The 12,260-nt window shown below is 48.9% G+C and carries 10 protein-coding genes; 6 read left to right on the top strand and 4 right to left on the bottom strand.

Going from position 1 to position 12,260, the window contains the following annotated elements; all coding sequences use genetic code 11:
* Positions 1-83 precede the first annotated feature (83 nt).
* From ACJ2PR_RS06525 to ACJ2PR_RS06515, 3 genes are all read left to right on the top strand, one after another.
* A complete protein-coding gene (locus tag ACJ2PR_RS06525) occupies positions 84-1,373 on the top strand; it encodes a P-loop NTPase fold protein (protein WP_446876431.1) in 1,290 nt (429 codons plus the stop codon).
* Positions 1,373-2,899, top strand: a complete 1,527-nt coding sequence (locus tag ACJ2PR_RS06520) for a tetratricopeptide repeat protein (RefSeq protein ID WP_446876430.1) — start codon at positions 1,373-1,375, stop codon at positions 2,897-2,899. Before ACJ2PR_RS06525 ends, ACJ2PR_RS06520 begins: the two co-directional genes overlap by 1 nt.
* 168 nt (positions 2,900-3,067) lie before the next feature.
* Complete coding sequence (locus ACJ2PR_RS06515) at positions 3,068-3,898, top strand: TlyA family RNA methyltransferase (RefSeq protein WP_446876429.1); 831 nt, start codon at positions 3,068-3,070, stop codon at positions 3,896-3,898.
* Here ACJ2PR_RS06515 and ACJ2PR_RS06510 read toward each other — a convergent pair.
* Complete coding sequence (locus ACJ2PR_RS06510; protein WP_446876428.1) at positions 3,877-4,302, bottom strand: cupin domain-containing protein; 426 nt, start codon at positions 4,300-4,302, stop codon at positions 3,877-3,879. The genes ACJ2PR_RS06515 and ACJ2PR_RS06510 overlap by 22 nt on opposite strands.
* 217 nt (positions 4,303-4,519) lie before the next feature.
* Here ACJ2PR_RS06510 and ACJ2PR_RS06505 point away from each other — a divergent pair, with 217 nt between their 5' ends.
* Positions 4,520-5,332, top strand: a complete 813-nt coding sequence (locus ACJ2PR_RS06505; protein WP_446876427.1) for a prohibitin family protein — start codon at positions 4,520-4,522, stop codon at positions 5,330-5,332.
* A gap of 33 nt (positions 5,333-5,365) precedes the next feature.
* Here ACJ2PR_RS06505 and ACJ2PR_RS06500 read toward each other — a convergent pair whose 3' ends face one another.
* The 3 genes from ACJ2PR_RS06500 to ACJ2PR_RS06490 are packed head-to-tail and all read right to left on the bottom strand — an operon-like array spanning position 5,366 to position 7,712.
* Positions 5,366-5,950, bottom strand: a complete 585-nt coding sequence (locus ACJ2PR_RS06500) for a Uma2 family endonuclease (RefSeq protein ID WP_446876426.1) — start codon at positions 5,948-5,950, stop codon at positions 5,366-5,368.
* 5 nt (positions 5,951-5,955) lie between these two features.
* Positions 5,956-6,984 (bottom strand): tetratricopeptide repeat protein, encoded by a 1,029-nt coding sequence (locus ACJ2PR_RS06495; protein ID WP_446876425.1) that lies wholly within the window; start codon positions 6,982-6,984, stop codon positions 5,956-5,958.
* 56 nt (positions 6,985-7,040) lie between these two features.
* Positions 7,041-7,712 carry an RNA polymerase sigma factor gene (locus ACJ2PR_RS06490; RefSeq protein ID WP_446866331.1) on the bottom strand — a complete coding sequence of 224 codons (672 nt, stop codon included), beginning with the start codon at positions 7,710-7,712 and terminating at the stop codon, positions 7,041-7,043.
* 310 nt (positions 7,713-8,022) lie between these two features.
* Here ACJ2PR_RS06490 and ACJ2PR_RS06485 point away from each other — a divergent pair, with 310 nt between their 5' ends.
* Positions 8,023-8,541, top strand: coding sequence for a glyoxalase-like domain protein (locus tag ACJ2PR_RS06485; protein ID WP_446859430.1), 519 nt, complete (start codon positions 8,023-8,025; stop codon positions 8,539-8,541).
* A 646-nt stretch (positions 8,542-9,187) separates the two neighbouring features.
* Positions 9,188-12,256, top strand: coding sequence for a PAS domain S-box protein (locus ACJ2PR_RS06480; protein ID WP_446876424.1), 3,069 nt, complete (start codon positions 9,188-9,190; stop codon positions 12,254-12,256).
* Positions 12,257-12,260: the final 4 nt, after the last annotated feature.

Here is a 12,260-nt window from a genome sequence, read left to right as displayed (position 1 = left end):
GGGATGAGTGGCAGGAATCATTACGATACGCTAAATCGAGAAGTGGGGGATGATGTTGATGGCACATTTTCGATAAGCGAAGTATGGCTGATAGTTTGTTGACTCTGTTTCAGACGGCGTACAGAAATCTTGATTTGCTGCCTTTATTGGATCAAAAGGATCTCGATCGCTTTCGCGTAGAGTATGGCGGCGAAGTGATTGAGGAATTGGTGCAACTGGTTGAAGATAGCGGAGCTGCGGATAGCAAAATTATCTTTTCGGGGCATCGGGGCTGTGGAAAATCGACGTTGTTAGCAAAGTTTAGTCGGAGTCCGTTGTTGGGCAACCGCTATTTTGTGGTGCTGTTTTCGATCGCGAAAGTGATTGAAATGTCGGATGTGGATCACATTAATATTTTGTTTGCGATCGCGCTCAATTTAATGGTGGAGGCAGAAAAGCATCAGGTTGAAGTTCCCAAGACCACACAAAATGCAATTTATAAGTGGTTCGCTGAACAGACTCAAACGGATGTCAAAGAATTAAAAGGGGAAGCAAAATTTGGCATTAACTTATTAGAAGCAGTCAGTTTACAGCTACAAACAAATGCTGGTGTGCGTCGAGAAATTAAGCAAAAGTTTGAGCGAAATACGTCTGAATTGGTGAGCCAACTCAATATTATTGCTGCGGTATTGCAAGCTGCTACCCAAAAGACGATTTTGGTGGTTATTGATGATTTAGATAAGCTAGAACTTTCGGTCGTTAGACCTATCTTTAGAGACAATATTAAAACGCTTTGTTTGCCTGGATTTCATATTATTTATACAATCCCGATGGCGACGCTGCGAGATAAAGAGATTTTGCCGACGATCGAGACAGAAACCAATAATCAATTGGTGAGTATGCCTGTTCTCAAGCTGTTTGCTAAAGATGAATGTCGTCTTCCTAATGCAGTTCCGAAACCGGAAGTGATGGATATTTTGTGTGAGATTCTTCACAAGCGAATTCCCGATCATCTGTTGGACAGGCAGACCGCAGAAAAGATGATTCGCTACAGCGGCGGCGTTTTGCGGGAGTTGATTCGGATTGCAAACGAATGTTGTCGAATCTGTCTGCGGTTGATTCGTCGTGATCCGACGCAGGCGATCGTGATCAATGAGGCAATTTTAGAAGAGGCAGTGAACAAGCTTCGCAATGATTTTTCGCTACGATTGGGAAAGGTGGATTATGAAATTTTGCCTAAAGTTTATACCGAGTTAATGCCGGATGATCCGACCCAAAAAGAGTTTTTAGATTTGCTGCATGGGCTACATGTTTTAGAATATCGCAATCGAAAAACCTGGTATGACGTACACCCGATCGTCGTGGAACTATTAACAGACAGGAATCTAATCTAATGCCTGATGCAATAGAACTGGATGCAGAAAACCTGGAGGCTTATGAAGATTTGCTGGTGACGATCGAGGCGAGTCAAGGAGTTTTTAGCCTGCTGATTGCGGTGTGTGACAATAGCCAGTTTCGTGAAGCGTTAATCGATCGCTTTCAGGCAGAATTGGAGCCTATTCGCTGCTATCGACTTTCGTTAATTCGGGGAGAACCCAGTCTCAAGATGACGATTCTGCAAAAGATGCAGGAGGATGAGTCGCTGCGCGAGGGAAGTCAGTCGGTGGTGATGGTGACGGGGGCAGAGCAGCTTTATTTTCTGCCGTTGGATGAGGAAAAGTCGGAGCAGGATGCTTTTTTTGGCTATTTGCAGTGGACGCGGGAGGCGTTGCCGGAGTTTCGGTTGCCGATCGTGCTGTGGGTGACGACGCAATTGCTGACGCAGATGGAGCGGAAGGCACCGGATTTTTGGGGCTGGCGCAAGGGAGTGTTTCGCTTTAAGTCACGTCAAACGGCTGTGGTAAAAAGCTCACAACTTGAGTCGTTTCAGCCCATCTTCTCAGAACTGGGACTGACGAACGACGATGACATTCTGTTGCCCTTGGCAGATCTGCAAGCGCTAATCGAACAAACCGAGAAAAAACGCCCTGATGACCCACTGCTGGCAACGCTGTACAGCCAAATGGGACGCCTCTATGCTGTCAGAGCAGAAGGGGGAGAAGCGATCAACTATCAGCAAGAACAAGAAACGGCAATTGGCTATTTTCGCAAAGCCATTGATTTGCAAAAAGTGCCAAGTCAAGAAGAGAATTTAACAAGCAGTTTAGCTTGGTTAGCATACCTCTATCGATCTCAAGGACGCTACGAGCAAGCCGAACCGCTCTATCTCCAAGCTTTAGAATTGACACGATCACATTTGGAAGAGAATAATCCAGATGTGGCAGCCAGTCTCAACAATTTGGCAGAACTGTATCGAGTTCAAGGACGCTACGAGGAAGCTCAACCGCTCTATCTTCAAGCTTTGGAATTGATGCGCGCATTTACAGAAGAAGATCATTCCAACGTGGCGACCACACTCAACAACTTAGCGCTACTGTACGATTCTCAAGGACGCTATGAGGAAGCTGAACCGCTCTATCTTCAAGCTTTGGAATTGACGCAATCACACTTTGGGGAGAAGCATTCAAATGTAGCAGCCATCCTCAACAACCTGGCAGGACTATGCGATTCTCAAAGACGCTATGAGGAAGCTGAACCGCTCTATCTTCAAGCTTTGGAATTGACACAATCGCTCTTGGGAGAGACTCATCCTGATGTGGCAAACAGCCTCAACAATTTGGCATACCTGTATAAGTCGCAGGAACGCTACGAGGAAGCAGAACCGCTTTGTAGTTGGGCATTAGCAATACTGGAGCAAACACTAGGAGCGAACCATCCCAAGACCCGAACGACGCGAGAAAATCTTGCGCTTCTTCGTCAAGAAATGACACAGGCGACTTCTCATATAGGAACGATCGTCTTTCCAGCAGGAAACTTCTAGGCTTAAAAAGAAACGATCGCACTTCAAACCACAACACTCCCACCTCAAACAGGAACAATCCCACTTCAAACCGCAACACTCTCACTTCAAACTGCAACACTCTCACCCAAACCGCCACCATCCTCGCTATTATTACTACTTCATCTCTTATCCCTCACTCCTCCTCCTTTGAAACAGCGTCTCGACACATTACTGGTAGACCTCGCCCTCTGTGATTCTCGGCAGCAGGCACAGCGATTGATTCAAGCGGGGGAAGTGAGGGTCGATCGCCAACTCATCGACAAACCCGGCACCGAAGTTAACGTAACGGCCCAGATCGAAGTGAAAGCCAGATCGCCCTACGTCTCACGCGGCGGCGAAAAATTGGCAAAAGCGCTGCAAGAATTTGGAATTGAGGTGAGCGATCGTATCTGTCTCGACGGCGGCATCTCCACGGGCGGCTTCACCGATTGTCTGCTGCAAGCCGGAGCAAAACAGGTGTATGGCATCGACGTTGGCTACGGGCAAGTCGCCTGGACATTGCGCCAAGATCCACGAGTCATCCTTAAAGAACGCACCAATCTGCGCCACCTTCAGCCAGAAGATCTGTATTCAGTCGATCGACCGCTTCCCGATTTGGGTGTCGTGGATGTTTCATTTATTTCACTCACCAAAATTTTGCCTGCAATGTGGCGACTGCTGCAAGCTCCCCGTGAAATGGTGCTGTTGGTGAAACCCCAGTTTGAAGTGGGTCGCGATCGCGTCGGCAAGAAAGGAGTCGTCAGAGATCCCAAAGATCAAGCAGGGGCGATCGCTCAAGTTCTCACCGCATCTCAAGAACTCGGTTGGGGCTATCGGGGGCTTACCTGGTCGCCGCTCGTTGGGCCAGCCGGAAACATTGAATATTTGCTCTGGCTGAGTTTGAATGATGCCATTCCCGGCCCAGACTTTGCAACTATCAAGCAACTCGCCCAATCTGCCGCCAAAGTTTTAACCGCTCAATCTGACGGCGGCGTGTAAGGAATGCCATCCTCTGTTTCGTAGGCATTATTCCGAGCGACGATCGCCTGCACCGATTCCGTTTCGCTCAGATTGCGCGGCTGATGAGGCACCCCAGGCGGCACAAACATAAAATCTCCGGCTTCATGAATCACAGAATGCTGAAGACGATCGCCATAGCGCGCTTCGACCCGTCCCTTGAGGATATAGATTGCGGTTTCAAAGCCCTGATGAATGTGAGGTTGGCCAACCCCTCCCGGTGGAATCTCGACCAAACTGAGAGAAAGACCTTTGGTGCCTGCTGTCGCGCCAGAAATCCCGATGAAGTAGGGCACACCCTGACGAGTCATCGTCTCGATCGTGGGACGCACTGTAATAATCTCGTTTGGGACATCATTGAGGTTAGAAGAATTTAGTTCAGTCATGATAATTGAATTGGAAAAGTGACGACTTAGGACTGTATCTACCTACACGACCGAGCAAATTCCTTTATGCACCGTCCTCATCAGCCTGCAAAATCCTGTAGAAAAATCGCCTTCAATCTCGATCGCTTAACTCGATCTTAAACTAATCAAACCTAGACAGCATCTACAGTTCGGGTACTCTTAGTTCAATCAAAAATTAAGCAATGGAGTGTTGCAGATGCAATCACGTCTTAGCCGTTTTATAGTCCCAAAAGTTGCTCTGACTCTAATCGGATTGGGTGCCCTGGTGACATTGGTAAAATCGATCGCCTTCATTCCCACTGGGCAAGTTGGCGTGGTCGATTTGTTTGGGCAAGTGTCCAACCAAACGCTTGATCCAGGGGTTCATTTCAAGCATCCGTTTGCAAAAGTGGTCACCTTCTCGACCCAAACAAAAGAAGTCAAAGAAACGACTCAGGCTCCTTCCAAAGAAGGCTTAATTGTGACCGTTGATGTCAGTATTTTGTATCGGCTTGATCCAGCTAAAGCCAAACAAATTTATCAAACGATCGGCACCAATTACGAAGAAGTAATTTTGATTCCTCAAGTGCGATCGCTGATTCGGGCGGCGACTGCTAGCTATGAATCTACGACACTCTACACCACCAATCGAGAAAACCTATCTCAACAACTGCGCGATAGTTTGAATAAAGCCTTGGGCGATCGCGGCGTGATCATCGAAGAAACGCCCCTGCGAAATGTCACTCTACCTGAAAGTGTTCAGCAATCGATCCAAGCCCGACTGCAAGCCGAGCAAGACAGCCAACGCATGGAATTTGTCTTGCAAAAAGAGCGCAAAGAGTCCGATCGCAAACGCATTGAAGCCCAGGGCAACGCCGATGCTCAAAGAATTTTGTCTCAAAGCTTGAGCGATCGCGTTCTCCAATTTCGTCAAATCGAAGCCACCCAAAAACTAGCCGAATCGCAAAACGCTAAAGTGATCATTCTCAACGGCGACTCCAAAGGAACGCCCATGATCTTGCAGCCTTGATTTGCAGCTTTGATAGAAAAGCGATCGTGCGTCCTATTTGTGTTTTTTAAACTCATTCAGGGCGGCCAACTCATCTGTTTCGGACACGAGAACGCATCGAGTCAGTAAGTCAATATCCAAATCTTGCAGTCCAGGTAGCTGACTTTTTTTGACTTGCACATACTGACCCGCAACCAAACAATAGAGCGTAAAGATTCCGTCTTCCCAAAACCAGACTTCGGGGACTGCGATCGCTTGATATCGAGGTAGCTTGCTCTCACCGCCGCTTGTAAAAACAATTTCAATTGACAAGTCAGGAGTCGGCTTAGAACTTCCGATACAGTAAGACTCATCCGCCTGCACTGAGCTGACACCCTCCTTTTCTTGCGTCATCGACCCCGTAGGAATGCAGCGAACGCCTTTCTCAAACAAAAAGGTCATTACCAGATATCCAATAAACCGAGAGAAAAATTCGTGGTCGCGTCCTGGCATGAGAAGTTCGATCGTGCCCTCAAAATAAAACAAGCGAATCCCGGCAGCATTCTCAAAGCCTTTCTGAATCTGCTTAAACTGCTCCCAGGTGCGATCGCTCACCAAAATTCGCTGATCCGACTGGCTTTTAACAAGCGTTTGAGTCATGGCAACTAGCGGGTATATTTGCGCGATCGCAACACTCCAATTTCTCTCAACAATCCTTCTTGCTCTTTGGAATCGTTGATCGTTTGGGCTACCTTGAATGCCTGCTGATAGTAGCTGTCGGCAGCCGTGTAGTCACCCTTGGCGTTGTAGAATTTTGCCAAATCTTTGAGCGTCAAGATGAGTTGTCTAGAGTCGTTTTGCTCCACTGCGAGAGCCAGCCGTTGATCCAGAGTTGTCGAAGCGTTGGAATTTTGCCCCAGTCCATAGAACGCAAGCGTCAATCCATTGAGGGCCCGAAACTGACTGGGACGATCGACACTATTTTGCGACACAAACAACGCTTGACGATAGCTAACTAGCGCCGATCGATAGTCTTTGACTGCCCGATACGCATCGCCTAAACTGTTGAGCGTGTTGGCTTCGCCGGGGTCGCCTGCCTGTCCGCGAAGGGTTCTAGCTTGCTCGTAGAGAGCGATCGCCTGATTGTAATCACCCAAACTGTAGGCGACGAGTCCCAGATTGCTTAGAGATAGCCCTTCTCCCGCATAAAACCGGGTATCTTTGGCGACCTTCAGCCCGTCTGCAAACGTTTTTTGAGCTTCTGAAATGCTGGCCCGTTGAAGCAAGAGCGTTCCGAGATTGTTGAAGCCAAATACCTGTCCCTGAAAATCTTTGAGGTCACGAGCGATCGCCAGTCTGCGTCTCAGAGCATCTTCTGCTTCGGTAAACTTGCCCATCTGAGCGTAAGTCTTACCCAGCGCATCGTAGGTTAGCGCCTGAGCCTCCACTTCTCGAATGTCACGGTAGAGACTGAGCGCCTGTAGGTAGGAGTCGATCGCTTTGTCAGAAAATCCGGCTCGTTCTTGCTCTTCACCCTGACGAAAGAGGCGATCGGCTTCCTGTCTAGGAGTGCCCTGAGTGCCGTTGTATTGACGAATCAACAGTTGCGTATTGAGATCTGCATTCAAATCGGCCGCGAGGCTAGAAGGAGCCATCAGCACCATTCCCCCGACTAAGAGTTGAACTGCAACCATCCTTCTCGCCTTCATCCCGCGCATCTCAAAACCTCCGATCAACAAATAATTCAGAATTAATCCAGGGTAGCCTCTAAAGACGAGGCATCCAAGTTAGCGAACCCAGATTGTCCATTAGCGTTCCCACCCAGATAGATAGCTCTAATATCTTCGGGCAAAGTCGTTTCGAGCAGTTGATAGCTTTCTTGCAGGTGGGCTTTGACTTGAGCAGGCGGAATATGTTCTCCTTCGGCTTGCAGGTAGGCAGAAATCCGGGTTTCGCTCCAGTGAAAGGTTTGCGCCATCAGCACCATCAGACGAGTGATTGGGGGAAGCTGTTCGAGGGCGCGATCGAGGTAGCACCAAAACGGCGGAGAGGCGGCCTTAATGTTGTAGTGAATTTCCTCAACCGGGGGCAACTCGGCCTGATTGATACAGAGCGCCGTGACGTTGATCAACCAGCTTTGAAAGGTGAGGCCTTCTGATGCAAATGCCCGCAGATCCAACCCGCCTAATTCATGAAAAATATGTCGCCAAATCAGCGCAAACAGATAGTCAGCCTGGACAGGCGATCGCGCCGAATGCTGAATCAGCGTGTAGACCATCGGACTATAGCGACAAAAAACCGCCGTAAAATATTGCCCCACATCAGGATATCGTTGAAACAGCGTCAGCAATTCCTGATCGTTGTAGTGTGACAGTGACTTGATAACCGGATGGTTCGCTTCAGGAAAGGTAGGAATGGGCACGAGTTTAATCCACAGAGGAAAGGTGCTGATAGAGGGCCTCTACCACTATATACAGCGTCTTTGTCTAGTTGCGATCGTTTTTCGTCAAAAAAAGTTATCGATCGGCACGACTTTGGACGCAGCTTTCAGTCTTCGGTTCCCTGTCTAATGTCCTCTGTCTAACCTCCCCTTTGTCCGATTCCCAGAATGTTTACAGACTTTGTTGCGGATTCTCGTCAATCCCTATTGATAGAATGAATTAGCTTAGTAATACTGAGATCTAAGTTTGTCAATCAGTTTATCAATCGCGATCGTCTACACTTCTTGATTTATGGATAGCTTACTCTCGACTCAGGGCATCATGATTATGCTGCTGGGTGCTTATGCGGCGGCGATGTGGATGTTTTTGACCAGCGCTCCCAAGGTCTACACAGTCATGGTGTCGGATGTGGAGTTGGCACGAGACTTTTATGAAGGCATGTTGAGTCTGGCGGCGGCTGAGGTGCCGTTGCACTATTACTACAACTATGAGCAGTCGTTGGGCACTGCGGGTATCAACCCCATGTATCTGTCTGGCAATGTGGGCAGCACGACGGTACGGGGCACGGCGAATGATGGCTTGTGGTATCAACTCAAGAAAAATACTCAGCTACACATCATTTCGGGCGCTAGTCTCGGAGAAAAAGATCGCCAGCGACATGTGTGTTTCGATCGCGATTGTCTAGACCAAATTCTTTTACGAGTTCAGACGCGCGGCGTTAAGCATAAGATTCGTCGCGAAAAACCGTTGAACTTTTTGGTCAAAGATTTCGCAGGAAATGTCATCGAGTTGTCAGAGGTTTCTAACTAAACGTCAGTTCGATGAACGCTTCGCTTTTAGATCCAGGAACGCCCCCTAAATCCCCCACGAGTGAGGGACTTTGAACCAGAATTCCTCTCTGAAAGTCCCCCAAAATTGGGGGTTGGGGGGCAGAAGCCGTGAACAACGAAGCGGAAAAACTCTCATCGAATTCACGTTAACTAAAGTTTCTGATTTGTGAGTCAAGTCGATCGAAGGAGTGGATCTAAAAAGTCTGCTCCTTTTGTGTTTGATTTCACGTTTGAGAAGATGGGAAGATAAGCTCAAAAAGATGTGTTTAAGAACACCTATTTAAAAAGAATAGCCCCCTCACGAGAGCTATACAGTTATGGTGATTTGACTCTAGGACACAACTCTATTGTTACGATTCACGCAGATGAAAAACTGTATAAAGGACTGCTTTAACGTAAGATTTACGCAACCTTAAGAATCAATCGATTGTAACGCTCAAAATTGTTGGAGCGATCGCGCTTTTTCCAGCCCTTTATCAGACATTCAACGGCTTGCTGTGACCGAAACTTATTGCTCATGCAAATCAAAATTTGGCACTCTAGACGATTTTGGGCAATTGCGAGACGATGGAAAGACTAGAGGCAATTTCTTAAGATCGTAGCTGTGCGATCGACAATGAACTTTCATGCAAAATCAAGGCAAAATTGAACCCAACCCAGCGTCGCTCAATGGAGCGTTTGAGATTCCAACCGAGGCGGGGATGATGTTTCAACTATCAGACGGCACGATCCAGGCGTGTAATGCTCAAGCAGAGCAGCTTTTGGGAGTGACCGCCAAACAAATTCAGGGCTGCACCTTGATCGACCTTCACTGGCAGAGTGTGCATCTAGATGGCTCTCCTTTTTTGGGCGAGCATCCCGCGATGGTAGCTTTGCAGACGGGGCAGCCTTGTTTTGATGTGCTGATGAGGGTTTGTCGGCCGACCGGAGATGTGATCTGGCTGACGGTGAGTTCAAGTCCGCTGTTTTTAGCCAACAGTGCAACTCCCTACGCAGTGGTGACAACGTTTGTAGAAGCTGCCTCAGAACAGTCACGTCACGAACCGAGCTATTCTCCGCTTCAAGAAGACCAGTATCGATCGCTGTTTGAGTCGATTGAAGACGGCTTTTGTCTGATCGAAGTATTGTTTGATGAAAATAATCAGCCGATCGATTACCGCTTTCTAGAAACCAATCCAGCCTTTGAAACGCAAACCGGACTCACTCAGGCAGTTGGCAAAACGGCACGTCAACTCATCCCGACCCTCGAAGATCATTGGGTCGAAATCTACAGCAACGTGGCGCTGACAGGCGAACCCCTGCGGTTTGAGAATGGCTCTGAAGCGATGAACCGTTGGTTTGATGCGTACGCCTTTCGCTTTGGGCCGTCAGATCGAGAAGTCGCCATCTTCTTTAGAGATATTAGCCAACGCAAACAGACCGAACTCGCCCTACAAAAAGCCAATCAAACCATCAGCCGCATTTTAGAAAGTATTACCGATGCCTTTGTCGCGTTTGATCCTGAATGGCGCTTTACCTATGTCAATCAGGCAGCAGAACGGCTTCTCCAACATTCCAAAGCTGACTTGCTGGGTCAATCAGTCTGGACGCTATTTCCGGCTGAAGAACAGGCCGATTCAATCTCGTATCGAGAACTGCACCGATCAATGGCCGAGCAGGTTCCCGTCAGTTTTGAATATCTGTCGCCAGCGCTCAATCTTTATCTAGAAGCCAACGCTTATCCTTCAACTGAGGGAGTTTCGGTTTATTGGCGCAATATCAGCGATCGCAGACGCATCGAACAAGAACTGCAAGAGAGCGAAGAGCGGTTTCTCAACTTGGCTGACAATATTGCTCAACTGGCATGGATAGCCGACGAGAGCGGCTGGATCTTTTGGTACAATCAGCGCTGGTTTGACTACACGGCGACCACACTAAAAGAGATGCAGGGTTGGGGTTGGCAAAAGGTACATCATCCCGAATACGTCGATCGCGTGACGGAGAAATTTCGTCAACACGTAGAGGCGGGTGAAGTCTGGGAGGATACGTTTCCGCTGCGCGGTCGAGATGGGCAATATGGTTGGTTTCTCTCGCGAGCGATTCCGATTCGAGATGCCCAAGGTAAGGTCTTACGCTGGTTTGGCACCAATACCGATATTACCGATCGCGTTCGCATTGAGGAAGAACTGCGGCAAAAAAATGCCATTCTCAACGTGATCAATGAATCGGCACCCACGCCCATCTTCGTCAAAGACCGCCAGGGACGCATCATCTACGCCAATCCTGCAACGCTCACCGTGTTGGGCAAAACGGCCGAAGAAGTGATCGGGCGATATGACAGCGATCTCTACCCAATTCCTGAAGATGCCGCTAGAGTCATGGAAAACGATCGCCGCATCATGGAATCGGGCAAAACCGAAGTCGTCGAAGAATCCCCCGATGGCATCCGCACCTTTTTGGGCATGAAAGCGCCTTATCGCAACGAAGCTGGCGAAGTAATCGGACTGGTAGGCATCTCAAACGACATTAGCGATCGAATTCAGATTGAGCGCGATCGAGAGCGCATTCTCCAACAAGAGCAAGCCGCACGAGAAACCGCCGAACGAGCCAACCGCATCAAAGACGAATTTCTAGCCGTCCTGTCTCACGAATTGCGAACGCCGCTCAATCCCATTTTGGGCTGGTCAAAACTGCTGCAAACGGGCCGCCTTGATGCCGAAAAATCCGCGGCCGCCATCGCCACGATCGAGCGCAACGCCAAACTTCAATCGCAGTTAATTGAGGATTTGCTGGATGTCTCACGCATTCTCCAGGGCAAGTTGGCGCTCAATCAGGTTCCAGTGAGTTTGGTGGCAACGATCGAGTCCGCGTTAGAAACCGTGCGGCTGGCAGCAGAGGCCAAAAATATTCAGATTGAAGCCAGCTTTGATCCGAGTGTGGGACAGGTTTTTGGCGATGCGGGTCGCTTACAGCAAGTGGTTTGGAATCTTTTATCGAATGCGGTCAAATTTACGTCCACAGGCGGCCGGGTTGAGATTCGATTAACGCAGATCGATCGCGTGGTTCAGATGCAAGTCATCGACACGGGCAAAGGCATTCACGCGGATTTTTTGCCTCATGTTTTCGAGCATTTTCGTCAAGAAGACGGAGCGACGACGCGCAAATTTGGCGGACTGGGATTGGGGTTGGCGATCGTCAAACAACTCGTCGAACTCCACGGCGGCACCATTCAAGCAGACAGCCCCGGCGAAGGACAGGGAGCCACATTCACCATCAAGTTGCCTTGTCTCTCTCAAACCAGCGCCCCGATCGAATCGGCTGCTGACTCAACCCTCGATCACTGCCCCCTTTCAGAGCTACACATTTTGGTTGTAGACGATGACGAAGACTCTCGCGAATTTGTGGCCTTTGTGCTGGAGCAAGAAGGAGCCACGGTAAAAATGGCCACAGGAGCGATCGCGGCACTCCAACTGCTCGATCAAGACTCTTTTGATCTGCTAGTCAGCGACATCGGAATGCCCGAAGTAGATGGATATGCATTGATTCAACAGATTCGTCGCCATCCTAAGTATGGGGAAATTCCAGCGATCGCCCTAACAGCCTACGCAGGAGAAGCCAACGAACGCCAGGTCTTACAAGCCGGATTTCAGCAACATTTGGCGAAACCGATCGACGCGACAGAGTTGGTAGCTCGACTGCGACAAGTGATGGGTTAGCCGC

The sequence above is a fragment of the Phormidesmis sp. 146-33 genome (assembly GCF_052939515.1).
Note: the sequence above shows the minus strand (reverse complement) of the source record. Positions and strands in the feature narration are given on the sequence as shown.

Excerpts from the sequence above, each read along its gene's own strand:
- ACJ2PR_RS06505 (WP_446876427.1), top strand. The coding sequence starts at position 4,520 with ATGCAATCACGTCTTAGCCGTTTTATAGTCCCAAAAGTTGCTCTGACT.
- ACJ2PR_RS06510 (WP_446876428.1), bottom strand. The coding sequence starts at position 4,302 with ATGACTGAACTAAATTCTTCTAACCTCAATGATGTCCCAAACGAGATT.
- ACJ2PR_RS06520 (WP_446876430.1), top strand. The coding sequence starts at position 1,373 with ATGCCTGATGCAATAGAACTGGATGCAGAAAACCTGGAGGCTTATGAA.
- ACJ2PR_RS06525 (WP_446876431.1), top strand. The coding sequence starts at position 84 with ATGGCTGATAGTTTGTTGACTCTGTTTCAGACGGCGTACAGAAATCTT.
- ACJ2PR_RS06495 (WP_446876425.1), bottom strand. The coding sequence starts at position 6,984 with ATGGTTGCAGTTCAACTCTTAGTCGGGGGAATGGTGCTGATGGCTCCT.
- ACJ2PR_RS06480 (WP_446876424.1), top strand. The coding sequence starts at position 9,188 with ATGCAAAATCAAGGCAAAATTGAACCCAACCCAGCGTCGCTCAATGGA.
- ACJ2PR_RS06485 (WP_446859430.1), top strand. The coding sequence starts at position 8,023 with ATGGATAGCTTACTCTCGACTCAGGGCATCATGATTATGCTGCTGGGT.
- ACJ2PR_RS06500 (WP_446876426.1), bottom strand. The coding sequence starts at position 5,950 with ATGACTCAAACGCTTGTTAAAAGCCAGTCGGATCAGCGAATTTTGGTG.